This window comes from Flavobacterium sp. J49, assembly GCF_011742145.1.
Taxonomy (GTDB): domain Bacteria; phylum Bacteroidota; class Bacteroidia; order Flavobacteriales; family Flavobacteriaceae; genus Flavobacterium.
In genome coordinates this window covers 228,071-246,503 of the sequence record NZ_JAAQQU010000099.1, presented here as the reverse complement: position 1 = coordinate 246,503, position 18,433 = coordinate 228,071, and the positions used below count along the sequence as shown (strand labels likewise).

Here is an 18,433-nt window from a genome sequence, read left to right as displayed (position 1 = left end):
ATATCCAATTTACTAAAGTCATACCTCACAACTTAGGTAAAAGTAATTTTAATTGAGTTAAAAAAGCATGATATTCATCATAAAATCATTTGATTAGAGACAAGTATGTATTTTAAGGATATTTCTTACGCAAAGAACTCCTAAGCGATTATTAGGAGTTTGAAATTTAAAAGTTTTTTTCGGTAGAATAATATTTGTTAATGCTTTTTTTTGCGCATTTTCATGTTGATAAATTCTACTGCTAAAGAGAAGGCAATGGCAAAGTACAAATAACCCTTCGGAACAGTTCCAACGTGTTGTCCGGCTAATGAAGCCTCGGATAAATGCATACTTTCTGTGATAAGCATGAATCCGATTAAGATTAAAAATGCTAAACCCAGTACTTGAATAGAAGGATTGGCATTGACAAAATTTCCAACCGGAACGGCAAACAACATCATTACCCCAACTGAAATTACTACAGCGGTAATCATTATAATTAGTGCACCTTCAACGCCGCTAGTCATTCCTACAGCAGTTAAAATACTATCGACAGAGAATATCAAATCAATTAAAAGTATTTGCACAATTACATTGCTGAATGATTTGGCGGCCGAAGTTTTTAAATCTTTTTCCTCTTCGCCTTTATGGTCGACTTTTTCGTGTATTTCTTTAGTGCTTTTATAGATCAGAAATATTCCACCCAATAATAAAATCAAGGCTTGTCCTGTGAAATTAGCGCTAAACCAACCCCAATCAAAACTGAAAAGCGGTTTTTTCATGGCAATCAAAAGGGTAATTCCGAATAATAAACCGATACGCATAAACATGGCCAAGAACAAACCAATTTGGGTGGCTTTTTTGCGTTTCTCTTCGGGCAATTTTCCGGTTACGATTGAAATGAATATGATGTTGTCAATTCCGAGAACAATTTCTAAAAATGTTAAAGTTAAAAGCGCTATCCAAGCATCGGGATTTAAAAATACTTCCATGGGTTAAATTAAGTTTGTATCGGTTAAACGGGATTATTTCATTTTTGTTACAGTGCCGCGTTGTTTTTTGGCATCGCCTACAAAAGAGTAGTCAAAAGTATAACTATTCTCGTCAGTAGCCAAAATAGTCATGCTGATGGCTTTTCTTTCGTTCATGGTTTTGGGATGCAGTTTTTGCAACACAAATTCGCAGTCATTCACCCAACGAACTGAAGCGGTATCAGTTTTACCATTGAAAGTTTCAATTTGCAATGTTTCTGTACGGGTAAAAGTAGAGGTGACTTTCTTTCCGTTGATCTCTTGTGTAAATTCAAAAGTACCGGTCTTAAAATCTTGACACTTGCGCTCTTTTTGGGAACAAGAAAAGAGGGTTAAAGCGAGTATAAGTAGTGTTGTTTTTTTCATTTTTTATCAGGAGCTATTTCCGGCTTTTCGCGCTACAGGGTAGCCAGCTGCAATCCGGGCTAGGGTTTTATTTTAATCGATTCAATTCGTCATCCGTAAAGTTCTTGATGCTTTTGTCTTGCGCAAATTTGTCGGCATTATAAGCGTTAGATTTGTTTTTAGGAATGGAGAGCGAATTCCATTCGGTATTTTTTAGCATTTTGGCATAAAATACAATTTGCCCAATGTGATATGGGTAATGGGCCAATTGACGATTAATAGCTTCCACCACGGTATGTCCTTCATTTCGAATATAAACAATGGTTGCTAATTGTTCAGGCGTTAAAGTATTAATGGCATTAAAAAAACAATCCCAACCTTTTTGCCACAAAGCCATCAATTCCGTTTTATTAGAAATCATTTCTTCAAATTCACGGTCACGGTTTCTCCAATCTTTTTCGCCATCGCTGGTCAAGAACTCTGTAAAGCGAGAAAGCATATTGCCGGCCAGATGTTGGATAATCATCGCAATCGAATTGGTGTCTTCATTTACTGTGGCAAACAATTGTTCCGGCTCGAGTTGGTCAATGGCTTTTTCTGCTATCGCTTTGTAATACAGAAACTGCTTTTGTATGCTTACTAAATAATTATTTTCTATCATGGTCGAAGAGCGCATCAGTTAAGGTTTTTATTCCTTTAAACATAAAATATACGGCCAATCCGCTTAAAAAAAGTCCCACAGCCAAAACCAGCCAATGCCAAACATTCTGCTTGTTGATAAAGGCATTGTAAATCACACTCGGCCCAATAAACATCAAAGGTAAGGCGTAAAGCATCAATTTAATTCCTTTGTCGAGAAGTTGTTTCTTAACAGACATGATTTAAAATTTTAATTGGAAGCCAATGCCATTTTGATTGGCAATAGCGTTGAGATTTACGGTAGTGTTGGTGGCACCTAATTTTAATTCTTTGTGTTCTGAATTGTAAATAGAAACCGCTTCTTCATAACGCTTTTTTCTGCCGGAAAGTACCGGTACCGAAATGACTATTGAGCCAACCCCAACATAAGTCATGGCCGTTGGATATTCTTTATCCGAAAACAAACCAATGGCCAAATCGCCAACAGTCAGTCCGATACCAAAGCCCAATAAAAATCCGCCTAATGCTTCTTTTGATTTGGCTTGTTTGTAAAGCGCAGCAGCTTTGACATTGGTAGCAAATAAGTTTCGGGCTTCTCGGCTGTCAATTCGGTTGCCTCCGAGATAGAATCGTCCTTTTTCCATGGTCATTTGTTGACAATAAGAAAGCATTGAGACGAACAATAGGGCTAAGGTGATGTTTTTTTTCATAGTTGATTTAGCTGATTATAATTGGATCCAATTGGAAAGCAATTGTTTGTCTGAAGACAATTTGCCCGCCACTCGGTATTTTGATTTTATCAATAATGTGGATTCCATAAATTTTTCTTTAACCACTTTAAACGGACGCGCACCGCTGGAATGGATAAAAAAGTTGCCTTCATCGGATAAATATAAGAAACCGGTGTGATTGTCTAATCCGACTACGTAAATGCCGTTCCCTTTTTCTTTTAAAGTCTTTTCAAATTCTTGGATATTTTTGTTGGAAAAACGATAAATATTGTCTTCTGAAACCAGCTTTTTAATCATTTCCTCAGAAGCGCATTGTGCCAATTTTACTCGGTTGATATCAACACCAATGTCTCTTAAAGTAGTGGTCACAAAATACCCGCAAGCAATGCTACCTTCGTTGGGTTTTTGACTGGTGCCATTGAAATTCCAATCGGTGCCATACCAATAGGGAAATATTTTATCCGTCAGTTGGTTGGTGAATGATTTTCCTATTTCAGCTGTGCTTTTTCCTTTCAATTGGCTTCTGATTTGTCTGATACTGTCTAAAGTTTTAGGATAATCATCCGGATTTAATTCCGATTGGTATTCAACCACAGAAGCCCTTACGGAATTGCGATAGGCATAAATACCGATTGCAGTCGCAAAAATTAAAAAGAGTATTATTTTGATCGCTTTTTTCATCCTAACTTTGGTAAGCTTCAACGGCTTTTCTAACGCTTCCGTGTTTTTCCAGCAAAGCTGATGCTTCTTCATAACTTACCGGAATTTCTCCCATAATCATGCGAACACCTCGGTCAACGAGTTTAACGTTGCTCAATTGCATATCGACCATTTTATTGCCTTTTACGCGACCCAATTGAATCATAGTTGCGGTAGAAATCATATTCAAAACCAATTTCTGTGCGGTTCCGGCTTTCATTCGAGAACTTCCGGTTACGAATTCGGGACCAACCACAACGACTACCGGAAATTGAGCAGTCAAGGCTAACGGACTTCCTTCATTGCAAGTAATACAACCGGTGATGATATTATTCTCATGACATTTTTCCAAACCGCCAATCACATAAGGCGTTGTTCCCGAAGCAGCGATGCCAATAACAATGTCATTTGAAGAGATATTTTCGGCAACCAAATCTTTCCAAGCTTGGTCTCTGTCATCTTCAGCAAATTCAACTGCTTTGCGAATGGCTTTGTCACCACCGGCAATGATTCCGTTGACCAAATCGAATGGCACACCAAACGTTGGCGGACATTCAGACGCATCTACAATACCTAATCTTCCTGAAGTTCCGGCACCAATGTAAAACAATCTCCCGCCAAGTTTCATTTTGGCTACAATTTGGGTAACCAAAGTTTCAATTTGCGGCAAAGCTTTTTCCACAGCCAAAGGCACGGTTTTATCTTCGTTGTTGATGTTGGTTAACAAGTCGAGAACCGACATTTGTTCGAGACTTTCGTAGTGTGAGGATTGTTCGGTGGTTTTGGTGAAGGACATGTTTGATTGACTAAGGTTCTGAGTGGCTAAGTTACTAAGTTTCGTTTAAATTTTTAAACAAAACAAGCCAACAATATCCCGAAAATAATCATCGAAATTTTGGCGATATTAAATTTATGTCCTTCGCTGCTTTCAAATATAATTGTCGAAGAGATGTGGAACAGAATTCCAATGACAACCGCTGTGATTTCGGTATAGTATTGGGTTATTGACGGCGCTGAATCGGAAACGAATGTTCCTAAAGGCGTCATGAAAGCAAACGAAATCATAAAAACAAACAAAGCTGTTTTATTCAACTCGGCATTGAGGAAAAATGTCGTTAAGATAATGGCAATAGGCAAGTGGTGAATGGCAATTCCGTAAGCCAAATCGTGGTGATGTCCAACGGGAAAGCCTTCTAAAAAAGCGTGGATGCATAAACTGATGAACAACAACCACGGCATTTGCTTGATTTTATCATGACCGTGAACGTGTCCGTGTTCCGCACCTTTGGAGAAAAATTCCAAAATAATTTGGAACAAAATTCCCACCATGATAAAAACACCCACATTGTGGTTGTGACTTTCATATACTTCCGGGAGCAAATCCATTACAGTGATTGACAACAAAAACGAACCGCTAAAGGCCAATAACAGTTTTAGATTGTTCTTCTTTTTAGGTTTAATAATCAATGCAATTGCATAACCTAAAAGTACTGAAAGTAAAGGAAGTATGTAATTCATTTTTGTTGTTGATTTGTTGATTTGTCAATTTGGTGATTTGTAAAAAACAAATAACCGAATCACCAAATAACCGCATAAACTATTTAAATATCATTATTAATCTTTCGCTCGTATTCTTGTGGAATTTTTTCAATTTATAATCACCAAAAGTATCCAATAAATAGATCCCCGCTTGGTCCATCATGCGTTGAAAATCTTCTAAAGTATAGGCTTTTACTTTTTCTACAAAGTGGAATTTTTGACCGTCAGCTTCAAAATCTATTTCCTTGATGATAAAATGATTGGCTTCATAGCGTTTGATGTTAAAAGTAATACCATCGACTTCTTTGGTTTCTTCCGGAATTAAATTTTCTAAAACCGTGTAAACATTCATAAAATCAATTACAGCAAAACCATATTCCGAGAGACTTTCTTTGATGGCAATCAAGGTTTGCAAATTGTCTTCTTCGTTTTCAAAGTAGCCAAAACTGGTAAACAGATTAAAGATAGCATCAAACTTCTGTTCAAAAGGTTCTCGTTTATCATGCACTACAAAGTGCAGTGTTTCATTGGCATTTTTGTTGGCTTCATTGATGCTGTTTTCAGATAAATCAGCACCCATAACATCGTAACCCAATTGGTTCAGATAGATTGAATGTCGGCCTTTTCCGCAAGCTAAATCAAGGACTTTGGCTTTCTCCGGTAAGTTTAAATAATGGGTAAGATTGTCCATGAAGATTTGTGCTTCACGGTAATTTCGGTCTTTGTATAAAATGTGGTAATACGGTGTATCAAACCAGGAAGCGTACCAATTTTCGGATTTACAATTTGTAGTATCTGACATTTATTCTTTTCAAATGAATTCTTCACCCGCAAAATTAGTGTATTTTTGCCGAAGAAAGTGAAAACCTTTCCGATTTCCTTTTGTGACTTGTTTAACTACAAAGGCACACAAGAAAAACAAAAGAGACAAAGGAATTTAACTTTTGTGTCTTTTGTGGTAAAAATTATAATTGAAAATGGAGAATTTTAAAATGGTAGCCAAAACCTTTTTTGGTTTTGAAGAAATATTGGTTGAAGAATTACAGCAATTAGGTGCACAAGAGGTCGAAATTGGTACGCGTGCCGTGAGTTTCAAAGGCGATAAAGGCTTTATGTACAAAGCTAATTTGTCTTTGCGAACGGCTTTAAAAATCTTAAAACCTATTTACCATTTCAGGGCTTTTAACGACCAAAGTTTGTACAAAGGCATTCAGGGAATTGATTGGAGCAAGTATATGAATGCCAATCAGACTTTTGTAATTGACACTACCATTCATTCGGATCATTTCAAGCACTCTCAATTTGTTTCCCAAAAAGCAAAAGACGCGATTGTAGATCAATTTCGCGATAAATTCGGACAGCGACCAAGTATTGACAAAGACTTTCCCGATTTAAGAATCAATATTCACATCGACCGTGACCAATGTTCAGTTGCACTGGATACTTCCGGAGCTTCATTGCACCACAGAGGTTACAGAACCGCGACGAATATCGCTCCGATTAACGAAGTGTTGGCGGCGGGAATGTTGTTGCTTTCAGGTTGGGACGGAAGTTCCGATTTTCTCGATCCGATGTGTGGTTCGGGAACGATTTTAGCAGAAGCTGCCATGATAGCCTGTAATATTCCGGCGAATATCAATCGCAAGGAATTTGCTTTCGAAAAATGGAACGATTGGGACAATGATTTGTTTGACCAAATTATAGATGCCTTGATGAAGCGCACCAAAGAATTCCACCACAATATTATTGGTTACGACAAAGCGCCGAGTGCGGTTCAGAAAGCGAAAGACAATATTATCAATGCCAATTTAGACGATTATGTAACGATTAGTCAGGCGAATTTCTTTGATACCAAAAAAGAAACGACCGGACCATTGCATATGGTTTTCAATCCGCCATATGGTGAACGTTTGGATATTGAATTGGAGCGTTTTTACCGCGAATTAGGCGATACTTTGAAGAATAACTATCCCAATACCAATGCTTGGTTTATCACAGGTAATTTGGAAGCCTTGAAGTTTGTTGGTTTAAGACCTTCTCGTAAAATCAAACTTTTCAACGGAAGTTTGGAAGCGCGTTTGGTGAAATACGAAATGTATGAAGGCAGCAAGCGTACCAAATTCCAACAAAACACTGAAGAATAACTACTTGAAAAGATAACCAACGGTAAATCGGGCGTAACCGTTATTGGCTTTGACTGAACTGCCGGTTGCGTAATAGTTATAACTGTAGATTGTTGTTAAACCTTGGTAAATCCCAACTTCAAAAAAGAGTTTGTTTACTGTAAATCCGGTGCCAAGATTGAATCCGAAGTCTATATCAGACTTAGCGTCTTGACTAAAGCTGCTCATTGCTTTTTCATTGATTAAAAAGCCTAGTTGTGGTCCGGCAAGCAAGTAGATTTTGTTCCAAAATTTAAATTCTAAAGGAATATTGATATAAGTCAATTTTTTATCAATTTGGTCCATTTCAAAACCGTTGCCAATCACCATAGGGTCAAAGTTGATTGTTGCAGGTGTTTTGGTTCTGTCTCCTTGTTGGGAAAACATCAACTTCGGTCTGAAATGCACTTTAGGGGCGATTTCCTTTTCATAAACAATTCCCAATTGTAATCCGAATGATTCTTCTGCCAACACTTGTCCGCCCGGAGTATCTGTGAAATAGGAGTAATTCAGTCCTGTAAAAGCGCCGAGTTTATTTTGGCCAAAAGAAATACAACAAGTAAATACGGCTGCAAACAGCGTGATTTTTTTCATGAAATGAGATTTAGTATTTAAGAATTCCTCTTAGCGATTTCCTCCTTGATTTTTTTAATGTTGGTGAAGTTGACAATCAGCATGGGTAAAAACGCCAGCGGAATAAAAGTGAAGACATTAAAACCTTTGCTCACCGTTAAAAATAGGCCTATTCCAAATTGGATAGCAATGATTACCGCCAACATTACAGAAGCTGTTTTCGTGTTTTTAGCTCTTTTTTCAAGCTCTTCTGTAGTTAATGTTGAAAGATCGGTTTCTTTTTTCATGACTTAATTTTTTGGTTTAGCTAAACTCAGTTCGCCTTATGGATTAGGGGTAGTTTCTAATGTTTTGATGATGCCTTTTACTTTTTCGGCTTCAATGCGCTTGGCTTTGATGACTTTGTTTTTATCCAAAATATAAATCACCGGAGTAGAGTAGACGTCATATTTTTCAATGGCATTATTGTAATGTGCACCGTCGTAAACATTTATAAACGGCAATTTGTTATCGGCGATGTATTTCAAGTATTTGTCACCTTCATGTTGCATATAAACACTAAAAACTTTTACATTTTTCTTTTCCAGAATCAATTCGTTATAAGCTTTTACCAATACCGGAATTTCTTTTTGGCAGTGTCCGCAATCGACATCCCAAAAAACCAGTATGGTGTAATCGGCTTTGACTTCACTGAGCTTGACCCACATTTTATTGACTTCGTTTATATTTTTATAAAAGACTTTGGTCATTTCGTCGCTGTTTTTGGCGTCTTCAAATCCCATGGCTTTCATTTTATGAAAATCCTCCGCCCGAATCATTGACAAATCCATGGCTTTGGCGCCAACCAAAAGAGGTTTTAATTTGTCAGCGCGTTTGATGATTCTTTGCACAACATCGGCATCATCGTAAATGCCGTTGGCTTTTCCGGTTTTGAAATACTTATCGGAAAGATGGACAAAAACTTTATCAAACCCCATTATTTTTGAGGATTCGTAAGTATAAGTTAAATGGGCTAAAACCAATTTGAAAAGCAAACTTTCGGGTTTCATCTTTAGCAGAAGTCGGTCTATTTCTACACTGACCGAATCGGGATGTGTGATAACAACTTTATCAAAATAGGTTTTTAATTTGCTGAACAAAAAAGGATTGCGCATGACGGCATCGTCTTTAAAATCAACGTTTCTCCAAAAATTACTTTTATAATAATTGTAAACAGCGGTGCTGTCAGGTCTGCCGTTTGAAGCGTTGGGCACATTTTTGAGCGTTTTCTCCATTTTTAGATTTAACACTGAGGCAATGTAACTTCCTTGGTGTTTGGCAATAAAATTTTCTTCGTAGTTAGCGATGTTTTGTTCCAATTCCAACTGTTTTTTATTGAGAGCCAAGGTGTCGTTTTTAGTTGTCAAAACATGCTGTTGCTTGTATTCAAAAAAGGCTTTGTTTTGTTCGCCTAAAAATTTGAGATAATTAAAGAATTCATTTTGTCGGTCAGAATTGAGCGCGGTTAACTCCTTGTTGATATTGCTTCCGGCTTCACTTTTTAATTGGAGTTTTTGAGTGTCATCATCTATAAAAAAATCGAAAAGAATGGTTTTTTGTTGGCTCACCAATGAATAGATACCGGTATCCAATTTGTTTTTACCATTAAAGACAATGCGTCCGTTTTTTATGGTGGTGCAGGTGTCTTTGATTAAGGTTTTGTCAAATCGATAAAACGTTAAGTAAGCCAAAGTATCATTGCAATTTTTTAAATCGATGGTGATTTCATAGCCGGTTTGGGCTGTAGCATAAAATGAAGAGCAGTAAAAAATAAATGCAGCCAGAAATTTCTTCATAGACAAACGCTTTGTAGTTTATTTGATATTCAAAAATAATGTATTTTTCAAATAAAAAGCAGTCCGTTTTTTAAAGTTTCCTTAAAAAACAAAAACACCCTTATTTTGGGTGTTGTTGTGGTTTATTTTGACTTGTATTTCAAAGGATTAAAACTCATCAAAAAGGACAATGCCTTTTCTTTCAAGATTGTTTTTGATTAAAAGTACAGGCAAGTTGTATTGCGTAGACAAATCTGCAATGGAAATGCCTGAAAAAAACAATTCCACCAAAGTATCTAAAATTACCGGGTTTATTTCCTCATTGTGGTTTGGTTGATAACCATATTGGCCAACCAAATTTCGTTTTGATTTATGAAGTGCATCAATGATAACATCAATGTCATTACTTGGAAATTCAAATTTGTTAATTTCGAGATTGTTGAGAGAGACTTGTTTAAGCACAACCGTATTGGTAGTCTTCTTCTCATTTTTTAAGTCAATAGTGTAGTTATAAACATTGCTCATAGTTAAGGCAGTTTTAAATTTAAGTAAATTTGGGTATCGCAAAAATAGCAATTCTGTTTGAAAACAAATGTTAATTAACAAAAACATACCGACTAATATTGGAATACTGGTGGGTTTATGAGTGAAAAGTAGGATTAAATATGGCTTATTCTTACTTATTTACATGATTTTCAATATGATGCCTTAACTGTGACTTTAAAGTTTCGAGGTATTGTTTGAGTTCTGTGGTGTGTACTTTTTTGGAAGTCGTTTCGCTCAAGTACAAGGGTGTTTCATTCAAATACTTGTACAGTTCGGGATAGTTGGTTTCAATTTCAGTAGTTAACCGGATGATATCCTGCATGATTTGATTAATAGTTTTCATAGTCAATAACGATTAAGTTAGGAAATCAGTTGCTTCTCCTTAAAATGAATTGTTACTATAAAAATACTAATTTTTACGGATTTGGGAATTTGATTATTTGAGTATCTTTGACGCACAAAACCAAAAACATGACTAACAAAACAAAAGCTTTACTCTATAATCTGATTTGTTTCGCCGCAATTTTTATACTGGTTCGTTTTATTCTGGATCTTTACACGGGTTTAACAGGTCTTTGGTTGCCGATAACCGCATTTATTGTGGGAACAATTTTAGCTCCAAAATTCCAAGCCGTTAAGACCCATGAAGGCGAAAAGGTTTATATGAAATGGATTTTTATCAAAGGAATTAAGCAGCTTTAGCTATTTCTTTTGGGCAGTTTTTGACTTCTTATCGGCTTTTTCTTTTGCCTTTACGGTTGATTTGTATAAAGGAATAAAATAGGAAACCGTGTAGTTAAATCCAACCCCAAAATCACCGTTATACGTTCGATTAAATCCGGGAATGTATAGGTTTTCAAAGTTATTGGGTTGCTTTTGAGTTACCAATCGATTCAATCTGAAACTGAAACCCACAAAAACGTTATTGAACACTTCTGCTTTCATACCGGCCACCACTTCAATCCATTGTGCTGATAACCCGTTGAATTCATTATTCGTCGGATAAATGGTTGGTGCTTCTCCGAAATATTGGTTGTTGGGATCATAAAGTTGGTAACTATTCAAAGTCTGGCTAAAACTACTCACTCCATAACGCAAACCTATCGAAATGATATTTTCCATATCGAGCCAATTCTGATAACTGTTGTAATCAAAACCCACTTTAAGATAAGTACCTTTGGTGGTGAAATTCAATTGCTCGTCGTCAACGGTTTTGTCTTCATTACCAATTTCTGCCGCTAAATAATGTTTTCGTGTCAAACGGTAATCACCTACGAGTTCCAAACCGCGATAGTCTTTTTCGTAAAACGAACGCGTTAGTTTGAATAAATCTACGCCAAGACGCAACCCATAACGTTCCATTTTAGGCGGAATGCTGTCTTTTTTAGCTGTGGTCTTTTCTTGTGCATTGCCTGTCAACGAAAGCAATACCAAGGCTATACTAAAAGTAAATTTTGATATGTACTTCATTTTCGGTTTCAATGTTATTGGTTTGTATGTTGATGTTTCTTATCCAAAATTGATCAGGTGTAGCGGCATCGGTACGAATAACACCATTGGGAGAATCCAATTCATATATTGTTTTGTATCCGCAAGCTCTGGAAACATAAACGTTTTGACGGGTGTAATCAAACTGCAAAAAGTCTTCGTTATCTGTTCCCGTTGTACTGGTGCTGTTTAAAATCAAACTGTACTTGGTCATGTCTTCGGTATTTTTAAGTGGCAAATAAATTTTGCTTACACCATTAAAAGTTCCTAAGTTTAAGTCATTGACGGCACCTTCGCCTTTAATTTTCAGATTGGTAACATTTTTAGTGTTCACCGGATTGGCATCATCGTAAAATTCTAAAACCAATCGCGGCGTGGTTTCATCTACACAAATATCATCTTTTTCACAACCGGAAAAGGAAAGGGTAAGTAGTAAAAGGACAAGTATTTTTTTCATGTTTTATTGTCTAACTAACATTTTTTTGAAATTGGTTGGATAACCATCTATATTTTGCATGACTATGGTATCCTTGCTGACTTTTATTATCTCAGAACGTGAATAGGTATCGTTTAAAATACTATAACCATTATCAGTTTTTCGCCATTGATCAGCACCTAAAAGCATACATAAATATCCATCATTGGTTACTTGAGGTCCACTTATCAGAAATTTTTTATCACTTCTAAATATATATATTGTATTCAAGTCGCATTCTATTAGACCGTCCGAGGTGAAGGTATTGTCAACTAATACCTTTTCGACTTTCCATTCTCCAACAATGTAATCAGTGTCATCATTCTCACAACCTGAGAAGGAAAGGGTTAGTAGTAACAGGAAAAGTATTTTTTTCATAGCAGCAAATCGTAATTCGTAATTACTAATTCGTAATTCTTTTATCTTCTCTCCAAAAGTACAACATTTTCCACGTGATGGGTTTGCGGAAACATATCTACCGGACGAACGCGTGTTACTTTGTATGTTTCATCCATCAAAGCCAAGTCTCGTGCTTGTGTAGCCGAGTTACAACTGACATACACTACTTTTTCAGGAGCGATTTTAAGGATTTGTTCTACAACGTCTTTGTGCATGCCGTCTCTTGGCGGATCAGTGATGATAACATCCGGTTGTCCGTGTTGAGCAATGAAGTCATCGTTGAATACGTTTTTCATATCGCCAACGAAGAACTCACAGTTGGTAATACTATTTCGTTTGGCATTTTCTTTGGCATCAAAAATAGCTTCGGGAACGGCTTCTACGCCAATTACTTTTTTCGCTTTTTTAGAAACGAATTGGGCAATAGTTCCGGTTCCGGTGTATAAATCGTAAACTACTTCATTGCCGGTTAACCCTGCAAATTCTCGGGTGATTTTGTACAATTCGTAAGCTTGGTCTGAATTAGTCTGGTAAAACGATTTGGCATTGATACTAAAGTGTAAGCCTTCCATTTCTTCCAAAATGTAATCTCTGCCTTTAAACAATTTAATGTCTTGGTCATACAAAGTATCATTGGCTTTGCCGTTGATCACATATTGTAGCGACGTAATTTGTGGGAATGTTTCAAAAATGTGATTCAACAACAATTCACGTTGCGCTTTGTCTTCTTTGTAGAATTGAATCAACACCATAATTTCTCCGGTAGAAGCGGTGCGAATCATCAAGGTTCGCAACAAACCGGTATGATTTCTGGCATTGAAGAATTCCAATTCATTTTCAGTAGCAAAACGCTTGATTTCGTTTCGAATTGCATTGGATGGATCTTCTTGTAAATGACATTTCTCGATGTCTAATATTTTGTCCCACATGCGTGGAATATGAAAACCCAAAGCATTTTTATTGTCAAATTCAACTCCGGATTGGATTTCAGCATCGGTCATCCAACGCGTGTCGGAGAATCCAAACTCCATTTTGTTTCTGTAAAAGAATTGTTTTTCCGAACCTAATATTGGTTCAAAATCAGGCAACTCAATTTTCCCAATACGTTTCAGGTTATTAAACACTTCTTGGTTTTTATAAAACAACTGTTTTTCATAGTTCATATTCTGCCATTTGCAACCGCCACAAGCACCAAAGTGTTGGCAAACCGGCTCAACTCTATCCGAAGAATATTCATGAAATTTAATGGCTTTGCCTTCAAAATAGGCTTTGCGTTTTTTAAGCGTTTGCACATCTACCACATCGCCGGGAACGACATTGGGTATAAAAATGACTTGACCTTCCGGAGCTTTGGCCACCGATACGCCTTTGGCACCGGCATCTAAAACAGTAATCTTTTCAAAAATGACTTTGTTGGTTTGTTTTCTTCCCATAGCGCAAAAATAAACTATTGGGCAAAACTGAATAGACATTTAAGAAAAAAATATAAATTAGTAGAAAATTATCAACATGCATACCCATTTGGCTTTACTCCGAGGCATCAATGTCTCCGGTCACAAAATGATTAACATGGTCGCTCTGAAAAAAGCGCTAGAAGGCATTGGGTTTACCAATGTGGTTACTTACATCCAATCGGGGAATGTGTTTGTAGATACCGAAGAAGAAAGTCCGGGGAAAGTTGGTTTCCTAATTAAGCAGGAAATTTTCAAAGAATTTGGTCATGATGTTCCCGTGATTGTCATTGGTAAAGAAGATTTACAAGCGTGTTTGGACCGAAACTTATTTCTCAACGATGAAGGCGTTGATTTAAAGAAACTCTACGTTTCCTTTATTTCTTCAGAATTGCCGGAGAATATGATTACCCAACTCAACTTAAACTTTATCAAGCCCGATGAAATTCAACTCGACGGTAAAAGAATTTACTTGAAATATGACGTTTCACCGGCCAAAACCAGACTCGATAACAAATGGATAGAGAAGAGTATGAATGTGGTTTCTACAACGCGCAATTGGAATACCGTAAATAAACTGTTGGAAATGTTTAATGGTCATTAACATTGTTTAAATTTGTTGGAAAGGAGTAAAATTTAAAGCATTGTCATGGGTTCAAAAGTCAGTTTTAAAAGCGCTATTTCGGGAGTAGACTTTCCGGAGAAAGAAAGGGTGTACGGACACCAAATTAGGCAAACGGTTTTAAACCTAATCCAAAAAGACCATCCGGATTTTAAACATAATGATTGTATCTCGAATAGTGAATTAAACATTTACCGAGAAAAATACATTTCAAAATACCTCCAAACCGAAGTAGGCGAATTGTCTGAACTGCAGCAAAATGTCTTGAAATCATTATCCAATGGAAAATCTTTGGTAAGCAAAGTTGAATACGAGAAAGACAATCGAACTTTTGGGCAAAAGATAGCCGATAAAGTAGCTGATTTTGGTGGAAGCTGGACGTTTATTATTTCATTTTTCATCTTTATTTTGATTTGGATTGGTTCCAACGTGTATATTTTACTCAATAAAGGTTTTGATCCTTATCCGTTTATTTTATTAAACTTGATTCTCTCTTGTCTGGCCGCCCTACAAGCTCCGATTATCATGATGAGCCAAAACCGTCAGGAGGAAAAAGACCGTGCGAGAGCCAAGAAAGACTATATGATTAATCTGAAATCAGAATTAGAAATCAGACTTATTGATGACAAATTAGACCATTTAATCCAGCACCAACAGCAAGAATTGATTGAAATACAGAAAGTACAAATTGAAATGATGAATGATATATTGGAAAGAATTAAGAAATAGTAATAAGTTAGGAGTTGTTTGGTGAAAATCTAAGTAGTCTAACTTTCTAAAAATCTAACAATCTTTTTATACTTTTACCGAAGATATGGATGATTTCTCTCCAAAAGAAGGAATAACGTTTTAATAATTAATCTGTATAGTGAGAGCAGATTAAAATTCGAATTACAATGTCAGTTTTAGAAAAATTAACTTCAGCCGATGCGATTACCTTAGAAGACAAATACGGAGCCCACAATTACCATCCGTTACCGGTAGTGCTGAATAGAGGTGATGGAGTGTATGTTTGGGACGTAGAAGGGAAGAAGTATTATGATTTTCTTTCGGCTTATTCAGCCGTGAACCAAGGCCATTGTCACCCGAAAATTGTCGGAGCAATGATAGAACAGGCCCAAACTTTAACCCTAACTTCACGCGCTTTTTACAACGATAAATTAGGTGTTTACGAAGAGTACATTACCAAATATTTTGGTTTTGATAAAGTGTTGCCTATGAACACCGGTGCCGAAGCCGTAGAAACCGCTTTGAAAATCTGTAGAAAATGGGCTTATGAGAAAAAAGGCATTCCCGAAAATGAAGCCCAAATCATTGTTTGCGACGGTAACTTCCACGGAAGAACCACTACCATTATTTCGTTTTCCAATGATGAAAATGCCCGCAAAAACTTTGGTCCATACACGGCCGGATTTATCAAAATAGCTTATGACGATTTAGACGCTTTGGAAAAAGCCATTACATCCTCAAAAAATATTGCCGGTTTCTTAGTCGAACCCATACAAGGAGAAGCTGGCGTTTATGTACCGAGTGAAGACTATTTGGCAAAAGCCAAAGCTTTGTGCGAAGCCAATAATGTATTGTTCATTGCCGATGAAGTGCAAACCGGTATTGCCAGAACGGGTTCTTTATTAGCGGTTTGTGGCAATTGTACTTGTGAAAATCAATGTGAGAAACAAAGCAGCTATGTCACTCCGGATATTTTAATTTTAGGAAAAGCGGTTTCCGGTGGTGTTTATCCGGTTTCAGCAGTTTTGGCCAACAATACAATTATGAATGTCATCAAACCGGGACAACACGGTTCTACTTTTGGAGGGAATCCGGTAGCTGCAGCGGTTGCTATGGCTGCTTTGGATGTTGTAAGTGAAGAACATTTGGCCCAAAACGCTCGAAGATTAGGAAAAATTTTCCGTGCTGAATTGGCGAAATATATTGAAACTTCCAATGTGGCGACTTTAGTTCGCGGCAAAGGATTGCTGAATGCAGTAGTGATTAATGATACGGAAGACAGTGATACCGCTTGGAATATCTGTATGAAATTGGCAGAAAACGGTTTGCTGGCCAAACCCACACACGGAAATATTATCCGTTTTGCACCGCCATTGGTGATGAATGAAGTACAATTGTTAGATTGCGTGGCAATTATCATCAATACGTTAAAACAATTTGAAAAGTAATCACTCAACCAATTAATAACCAACCAACCCTTTTATTATGGAAGAAAATCAAAATTTCGGATTGCAATTGCAAACAGCTGCTCAGGATTATTTAAGAGAAAGTGCCAAATGGTCTATGTTTTTAGCGATTTTGGGCTTTATCGGAATAGGATTTATGGCGCTTATGGCTATTTTAATGACCTCGGCCATGTCTATGATGCCGGAAATGCCCGGCCCATTCGGAGCCATCAAAGGATTTATTTCGATACTGTATTTGGTCCTTGCCATTTTGTATTTGTTCCCAATTTATTATTTATACAAATATGCGGATAGTACCAAAAAAGCACTTAATTCACAAAACACCGAATTATTGACAACTGCTTTCAGTAATTTAAAATCACACCACAAATTCTTGGGAATTTCAGCTATAGTTGTTATTTCCTTATATATTTTGGCCGCTGTTGTTGTGGTCATCGGATTTAGTGCTATGCGATAATTTTCAAGTAATGTAAAATAGATTAAGCATCTTCTGTTGAAGGTGCTTTTTTTATGTCGTTTACCAATAAAGTTTACTATTTTTGAAGTCAAAGAGTATTCCATGAAAAAACTTGTCTTTCCTTTTATGATTGTGGCCATTATAGTAGGGTTGTATGAGCAAACTAAGACCAAACCCAATGTCTATATTTTAGTCATTGCTGTTGCCGTATTTATGTATGGTATCATGAAATTGAGTGCCAAAGTACCTAGCAAACATTCAGAAACCGAAGCAGAAGAAGATGATAACTAAAGGTGATAAAGTTTCGGTGCTTGACGATGCTATTGATGGTGTTGTGGTTGATGTAAAAGGCAATGAAGTAACGATTGAAACTAACGATGGTTTCAATTTGACTTTTAAAAGCAGTGAGCTCATCAAAATTGGCAATAGTCGAGACATGAATTTTAGTTTTAATAAAAATCAGGTTATAGCCGAGAAAGAAATTCCAAAGCCTAACTATATCAATACGGAAAAGAAATCCAAAAAAGACCTTCCGGTTCCCGAGTTTGATTTGCATATCGAAAAGTTGGTCAAAAACTACAAATCAATGAGCAACTTTGATATTCTGACCAAGCAAACAGAAACAGCCAAATATCATATTGAATTTGCCATCAGAAACCGAATTCCGAAAATTGTATTCATACATGGGGTTGGCGAGGGAATTTTAAAATCGGAGCTCGACTTTATGTTGGGCCGATATGAAAATGTTTCTTTTCAAGATGCCAATTACCAGAAATATGGCTCCGGCGCTACCGAAGTTTATTTCAAACAAAATGTAAAATAAAAAAAGTCCCGATTCTCATATCGGGACTTTTTTTTAAAACTAACCAATTATATTTAATCTAAACTTAACTTAGAATTTAATTAGGCTACGCTGCTTTCTTGAGAACTTACTTTCTTCAAAATTGATCTGATTAAAACACTGTTAGTGTTGATACCGGAATTGATTAAAGCTTTTTTGCTGAAGCTAACATTTGATTTACTTCCTGCGGTTTTGTTAGTTCCCATGAACCAAACTGCGAAATCCATAGAGGCAACAGTAGTTTCGGTAGCAATAACAATAGAATCATTTTTAGAAACTGAAACTTCAGTTGTAGCGGCTACCTTGGTAACTTCTGCTTTAGCCTGACCAAAAACGCCGTTGCTTGATAATACTAATAATACGAATAAAACAAATAATCTAACGTTGGTTACATTTTTTTGAGCTACTGTGTTATTTGTTGTTGTCATAATGAGTGTTTTAGTTTCG

At 36.6% G+C, this 18,433-nt stretch carries 26 protein-coding genes and 1 pseudogene; 8 read left to right on the top strand and 19 right to left on the bottom strand.

Annotated features, from left to right (window positions below; all coding sequences use genetic code 11):
- Positions 1-197 precede the first annotated feature (197 nt).
- From HA632_RS05475 to HA632_RS05435, 9 genes and pseudogenes are all read right to left on the bottom strand, one after another.
- Entirely contained in the window at positions 198-971 is a 774-nt protein-coding gene (locus HA632_RS05475) for a TerC family protein (protein WP_176306205.1), read from the bottom strand.
- A gap of 33 nt (positions 972-1,004) precedes the next feature.
- Positions 1,005-1,376, bottom strand: coding sequence for a DNA topoisomerase IV (locus tag HA632_RS05470; protein WP_176306204.1), 372 nt, complete (start codon positions 1,374-1,376; stop codon positions 1,005-1,007).
- Positions 1,377-1,443: 67 nt separating this feature from the next.
- Positions 1,444-2,031, bottom strand: a complete 588-nt coding sequence (locus HA632_RS05465; protein ID WP_176306203.1) for a DUF1572 family protein — start codon at positions 2,029-2,031, stop codon at positions 1,444-1,446.
- The gene (locus tag HA632_RS05460; protein ID WP_176306202.1) at positions 2,003-2,233 is read right to left on the bottom strand and encodes a DUF6095 family protein; all 231 of its coding nucleotides are present in this window, start codon (positions 2,231-2,233) and stop codon (positions 2,003-2,005) included. Before HA632_RS05460 ends, HA632_RS05465 begins: the two co-directional genes overlap by 29 nt.
- A gap of 3 nt (positions 2,234-2,236) precedes the next feature.
- The gene (locus HA632_RS05455) at positions 2,237-2,704 is read right to left on the bottom strand and encodes a hypothetical protein (protein ID WP_176306201.1); all 468 of its coding nucleotides are present in this window, start codon (positions 2,702-2,704) and stop codon (positions 2,237-2,239) included.
- A gap of 15 nt (positions 2,705-2,719) precedes the next feature.
- A complete protein-coding gene (locus tag HA632_RS05450; RefSeq protein ID WP_176306200.1) occupies positions 2,720-3,406 on the bottom strand; it encodes a hypothetical protein in 687 nt (228 codons plus the stop codon).
- 1 nt (position 3,407) lies between these two features.
- Positions 3,408-4,226 (bottom strand): annotated as a pseudogene (gene murQ / locus HA632_RS05445) (N-acetylmuramic acid 6-phosphate etherase); the annotation flags it as partial.
- 47 nt (positions 4,227-4,273) lie between these two features.
- Positions 4,274-4,942: a ZIP family metal transporter gene (locus HA632_RS05440; protein WP_176306198.1), complete on the bottom strand. Its 669-nt coding sequence runs from the start codon at positions 4,940-4,942 to the stop codon at positions 4,274-4,276.
- 79 nt (positions 4,943-5,021) lie between these two features.
- Positions 5,022-5,765: a bifunctional 2-polyprenyl-6-hydroxyphenol methylase/3-demethylubiquinol 3-O-methyltransferase UbiG gene (locus HA632_RS05435; RefSeq protein WP_176306197.1), complete on the bottom strand. Its 744-nt coding sequence runs from the start codon at positions 5,763-5,765 to the stop codon at positions 5,022-5,024.
- 175 nt (positions 5,766-5,940) lie between these two features.
- On the opposite strand from HA632_RS05435, the gene HA632_RS05430 reads away from it, so the two are divergent.
- Positions 5,941-7,107: a class I SAM-dependent RNA methyltransferase gene (locus HA632_RS05430; protein ID WP_176306196.1), complete on the top strand. Its 1,167-nt coding sequence runs from the start codon at positions 5,941-5,943 to the stop codon at positions 7,105-7,107.
- On the opposite strand, the gene HA632_RS05425 is transcribed toward HA632_RS05430, so the two are convergent.
- From HA632_RS05425 to HA632_RS05405, 5 genes are all read right to left on the bottom strand, one after another.
- Positions 7,108-7,719, bottom strand: a complete 612-nt coding sequence (locus HA632_RS05425) for a porin family protein (protein ID WP_176306195.1) — start codon at positions 7,717-7,719, stop codon at positions 7,108-7,110.
- Between the two features lie 17 nt (positions 7,720-7,736).
- Complete coding sequence (locus HA632_RS05420) at positions 7,737-7,985, bottom strand: hypothetical protein (RefSeq protein WP_176306194.1); 249 nt, start codon at positions 7,983-7,985, stop codon at positions 7,737-7,739.
- A 36-nt stretch (positions 7,986-8,021) separates the two neighbouring features.
- A complete protein-coding gene (locus HA632_RS05415; protein ID WP_176306193.1) occupies positions 8,022-9,533 on the bottom strand; it encodes a redoxin domain-containing protein in 1,512 nt (503 codons plus the stop codon).
- 147 nt (positions 9,534-9,680) lie between these two features.
- Positions 9,681-10,037 carry a hypothetical protein gene (locus HA632_RS05410; protein ID WP_176306192.1) on the bottom strand — a complete coding sequence of 119 codons (357 nt, stop codon included), beginning with the start codon at positions 10,035-10,037 and terminating at the stop codon, positions 9,681-9,683.
- 151 nt (positions 10,038-10,188) lie between these two features.
- Positions 10,189-10,401 carry a hypothetical protein gene (locus HA632_RS05405; RefSeq protein WP_176306191.1) on the bottom strand — a complete coding sequence of 71 codons (213 nt, stop codon included), beginning with the start codon at positions 10,399-10,401 and terminating at the stop codon, positions 10,189-10,191.
- 128 nt (positions 10,402-10,529) lie between these two features.
- Here HA632_RS05405 and HA632_RS05400 point away from each other — a divergent pair, with 128 nt between their 5' ends.
- Entirely contained in the window at positions 10,530-10,760 is a 231-nt protein-coding gene (locus HA632_RS05400; RefSeq protein ID WP_176306190.1) for a hypothetical protein, read from the top strand.
- On the opposite strand, the gene HA632_RS05395 is transcribed toward HA632_RS05400, so the two are convergent.
- Genes HA632_RS05395 through rlmD form a run of 4 tightly spaced genes read right to left on the bottom strand, consistent with a single transcriptional unit; the run spans position 10,761 to position 13,853 of the window.
- Entirely contained in the window at positions 10,761-11,528 is a 768-nt protein-coding gene (locus HA632_RS05395; protein WP_176306189.1) for a DUF6048 family protein, read from the bottom strand.
- Entirely contained in the window at positions 11,500-12,003 is a 504-nt protein-coding gene (locus HA632_RS05390) for a DUF6452 family protein (RefSeq protein ID WP_176306188.1), read from the bottom strand. Before HA632_RS05390 ends, HA632_RS05395 begins: the two co-directional genes overlap by 29 nt.
- Positions 12,004-12,006: 3 nt before the next feature.
- The gene (locus tag HA632_RS05385; protein ID WP_176306187.1) at positions 12,007-12,399 is read right to left on the bottom strand and encodes a hypothetical protein; all 393 of its coding nucleotides are present in this window, start codon (positions 12,397-12,399) and stop codon (positions 12,007-12,009) included.
- A gap of 41 nt (positions 12,400-12,440) precedes the next feature.
- Complete coding sequence (gene rlmD / locus HA632_RS05380; RefSeq protein WP_176306186.1) at positions 12,441-13,853, bottom strand: 23S rRNA (uracil(1939)-C(5))-methyltransferase RlmD; 1,413 nt, start codon at positions 13,851-13,853, stop codon at positions 12,441-12,443.
- 76 nt (positions 13,854-13,929) lie between these two features.
- On the opposite strand from rlmD, the gene HA632_RS05375 reads away from it, so the two are divergent.
- The 6 genes from HA632_RS05375 (at position 13,930) to HA632_RS05350 (ending at position 17,968) form a co-directional block, all read left to right on the top strand.
- Positions 13,930-14,475: a DUF1697 domain-containing protein gene (locus tag HA632_RS05375; RefSeq protein ID WP_176306185.1), complete on the top strand. Its 546-nt coding sequence runs from the start codon at positions 13,930-13,932 to the stop codon at positions 14,473-14,475.
- Positions 14,476-14,520: 45 nt separating this feature from the next.
- Positions 14,521-15,222 (top strand): DUF1003 domain-containing protein, encoded by a 702-nt coding sequence (locus tag HA632_RS05370; protein ID WP_176306184.1) that lies wholly within the window; start codon positions 14,521-14,523, stop codon positions 15,220-15,222.
- 167 nt (positions 15,223-15,389) lie between these two features.
- On the top strand, positions 15,390-16,670 hold the full coding sequence (rocD, locus tag HA632_RS05365; RefSeq protein ID WP_176306183.1) for an ornithine--oxo-acid transaminase: 1,281 nt from the start codon (positions 15,390-15,392) through the stop codon (positions 16,668-16,670).
- Between the two features lie 37 nt (positions 16,671-16,707).
- Positions 16,708-17,145, top strand: a complete 438-nt coding sequence (locus HA632_RS05360) for a DUF5362 family protein (protein ID WP_176306182.1) — start codon at positions 16,708-16,710, stop codon at positions 17,143-17,145.
- Between the two features lie 102 nt (positions 17,146-17,247).
- Complete coding sequence (locus tag HA632_RS05355; RefSeq protein ID WP_176306181.1) at positions 17,248-17,436, top strand: hypothetical protein; 189 nt, start codon at positions 17,248-17,250, stop codon at positions 17,434-17,436.
- Positions 17,426-17,968, top strand: coding sequence for a Smr/MutS family protein (locus tag HA632_RS05350; protein WP_176306180.1), 543 nt, complete (start codon positions 17,426-17,428; stop codon positions 17,966-17,968). The genes HA632_RS05355 and HA632_RS05350 overlap by 11 nt, the downstream gene beginning before the upstream one ends.
- Positions 17,969-18,048: 80 nt before the next feature.
- Here the strand turns inward: HA632_RS05350 and HA632_RS05345 are convergent, their stop codons facing one another.
- Positions 18,049-18,414 carry a hypothetical protein gene (locus HA632_RS05345; RefSeq protein ID WP_176306179.1) on the bottom strand — a complete coding sequence of 122 codons (366 nt, stop codon included), beginning with the start codon at positions 18,412-18,414 and terminating at the stop codon, positions 18,049-18,051.
- Between the last annotated feature and the right edge of the window lie 19 nt (positions 18,415-18,433).

Excerpts from the sequence above, each read along its gene's own strand:
- HA632_RS05475 (WP_176306205.1), bottom strand. The coding sequence starts at position 971 with ATGGAAGTATTTTTAAATCCCGATGCTTGGATAGCGCTTTTAACTTTA.
- HA632_RS05470 (WP_176306204.1), bottom strand. The coding sequence starts at position 1,376 with ATGAAAAAAACAACACTACTTATACTCGCTTTAACCCTCTTTTCTTGT.
- HA632_RS05465 (WP_176306203.1), bottom strand. The coding sequence starts at position 2,031 with ATGCGCTCTTCGACCATGATAGAAAATAATTATTTAGTAAGCATACAA.
- HA632_RS05460 (WP_176306202.1), bottom strand. The coding sequence starts at position 2,233 with ATGTCTGTTAAGAAACAACTTCTCGACAAAGGAATTAAATTGATGCTT.
- HA632_RS05455 (WP_176306201.1), bottom strand. The coding sequence starts at position 2,704 with ATGAAAAAAAACATCACCTTAGCCCTATTGTTCGTCTCAATGCTTTCT.
- HA632_RS05450 (WP_176306200.1), bottom strand. The coding sequence starts at position 3,406 with ATGAAAAAAGCGATCAAAATAATACTCTTTTTAATTTTTGCGACTGCA.
- HA632_RS05440 (WP_176306198.1), bottom strand. The coding sequence starts at position 4,942 with ATGAATTACATACTTCCTTTACTTTCAGTACTTTTAGGTTATGCAATT.
- HA632_RS05435 (WP_176306197.1), bottom strand. The coding sequence starts at position 5,765 with ATGTCAGATACTACAAATTGTAAATCCGAAAATTGGTACGCTTCCTGG.
- HA632_RS05430 (WP_176306196.1), top strand. The coding sequence starts at position 5,941 with ATGGAGAATTTTAAAATGGTAGCCAAAACCTTTTTTGGTTTTGAAGAA.
- HA632_RS05425 (WP_176306195.1), bottom strand. The coding sequence starts at position 7,719 with ATGAAAAAAATCACGCTGTTTGCAGCCGTATTTACTTGTTGTATTTCT.
- HA632_RS05420 (WP_176306194.1), bottom strand. The coding sequence starts at position 7,985 with ATGAAAAAAGAAACCGATCTTTCAACATTAACTACAGAAGAGCTTGAA.
- HA632_RS05415 (WP_176306193.1), bottom strand. The coding sequence starts at position 9,533 with ATGAAGAAATTTCTGGCTGCATTTATTTTTTACTGCTCTTCATTTTAT.
- HA632_RS05410 (WP_176306192.1), bottom strand. The coding sequence starts at position 10,037 with ATGAGCAATGTTTATAACTACACTATTGACTTAAAAAATGAGAAGAAG.
- HA632_RS05405 (WP_176306191.1), bottom strand. The coding sequence starts at position 10,401 with ATGAAAACTATTAATCAAATCATGCAGGATATCATCCGGTTAACTACT.
- HA632_RS05400 (WP_176306190.1), top strand. The coding sequence starts at position 10,530 with ATGACTAACAAAACAAAAGCTTTACTCTATAATCTGATTTGTTTCGCC.
- HA632_RS05395 (WP_176306189.1), bottom strand. The coding sequence starts at position 11,528 with ATGAAGTACATATCAAAATTTACTTTTAGTATAGCCTTGGTATTGCTT.
- HA632_RS05390 (WP_176306188.1), bottom strand. The coding sequence starts at position 12,003 with ATGAAAAAAATACTTGTCCTTTTACTACTTACCCTTTCCTTTTCCGGT.
- HA632_RS05385 (WP_176306187.1), bottom strand. The coding sequence starts at position 12,399 with ATGAAAAAAATACTTTTCCTGTTACTACTAACCCTTTCCTTCTCAGGT.
- rlmD (WP_176306186.1), bottom strand. The coding sequence starts at position 13,853 with ATGGGAAGAAAACAAACCAACAAAGTCATTTTTGAAAAGATTACTGTT.
- HA632_RS05375 (WP_176306185.1), top strand. The coding sequence starts at position 13,930 with ATGCATACCCATTTGGCTTTACTCCGAGGCATCAATGTCTCCGGTCAC.
- HA632_RS05370 (WP_176306184.1), top strand. The coding sequence starts at position 14,521 with ATGGGTTCAAAAGTCAGTTTTAAAAGCGCTATTTCGGGAGTAGACTTT.
- rocD (WP_176306183.1), top strand. The coding sequence starts at position 15,390 with ATGTCAGTTTTAGAAAAATTAACTTCAGCCGATGCGATTACCTTAGAA.
- HA632_RS05360 (WP_176306182.1), top strand. The coding sequence starts at position 16,708 with ATGGAAGAAAATCAAAATTTCGGATTGCAATTGCAAACAGCTGCTCAG.
- HA632_RS05355 (WP_176306181.1), top strand. The coding sequence starts at position 17,248 with ATGAAAAAACTTGTCTTTCCTTTTATGATTGTGGCCATTATAGTAGGG.
- HA632_RS05350 (WP_176306180.1), top strand. The coding sequence starts at position 17,426 with ATGATAACTAAAGGTGATAAAGTTTCGGTGCTTGACGATGCTATTGAT.
- HA632_RS05345 (WP_176306179.1), bottom strand. The coding sequence starts at position 18,414 with ATGACAACAACAAATAACACAGTAGCTCAAAAAAATGTAACCAACGTT.